Origin of the sequence: Flavobacterium bizetiae, assembly GCF_902804475.1 — a bacterium.
Classification (GTDB): domain Bacteria; phylum Bacteroidota; class Bacteroidia; order Flavobacteriales; family Flavobacteriaceae; genus Flavobacterium; species Flavobacterium bizetiae.
Genome location: NZ_CADCSU010000003.1, coordinates 1 through 939, shown reverse-complemented (window position 1 = coordinate 939; position 939 = coordinate 1). Strand labels below are relative to the sequence as shown.

Sequence of the window (939 nt, the reverse complement as noted above, 5' to 3'; positions counted from 1 at the left end):
GCCCAGATTCCAGTTCCACTTGTATAGGTTCCTGAAGCTGTGCTGGCACTTACAAAAGTATAGCCAGAAGGTAAAATATCTGTTACACTCACTCCTGTTGCAGCACTTGGGCCTGCATTAGTTGCTGTTAAAGTAAAAGTAACATTACTGCCAACATTAGGCGTAGCGCTACTTGCGGTTTTGGTTATACCAACATTAGACTGCGCAACCGGGGTTGGGGTAACACTAGAGGTATTATTTCCAGGGGTAGGATCTGCTTCATTGGCAGTTATACTCGCACTGTTGGTATACGTTCCTGAGGCATTGACTGTGGCAATGATAGATAAGGTAGCATTCGCTCCATTGGCTAAAGTACCAATGGCCCAGATTCCAGTTCCACTTGTATAGGTTCCTGAAGCTGTGCTGGCACTTACAAAAGTATAACCGGAAGGTAAAATATCCGTTACACTTACTCCTGTTGCGTTGCTTGGACCTGCATTGGTTGCTGTTAAAGTAAAAGTAACATTACTGCCAACATTAGGCGTAGCGCTACTTGCGGTTTTGGTTATACCAACATTAGACTGCGCAACCGGGGTTGGGGTAACACTAGAGGTATTATTTCCAGGGGTAGGATCTGCTTCATTGGCAGCTATACTCGCACTGTTGGTATACGTTCCTGAGGCATTGACTGTGGCAATGATAGATAAGGTAGCATTAGCTCCATTGGCTAAAGCACCAATCGCCCAGATTCCTGTTCCACTTGTATAGGTTCCTGAAGCTGTGCTGGCGCTTACAAAAGTATAACCGGAAGGTAAAATATCCGTTACACTTACTCCTGTTGCGTTGCTTGGACCTGCATTGGTTGCTGTTAAAGTAAAAGTAACATTACTGCCAACATTAGGCGTAGCGCTACTTGCGGTTTTGGTTATACCAACATTAGACTGCGCAACCGGGGTTGGG

General features: G+C 45.4%; 1 protein-coding gene. It reads right to left on the bottom strand.

The features are described 5' to 3' along the window. Nucleotides 1-939: DUF11 domain-containing protein (locus FLACOL7796_RS00015; protein ID WP_173968573.1), on the bottom strand; the 939-nt coding region annotated here is incomplete at both ends.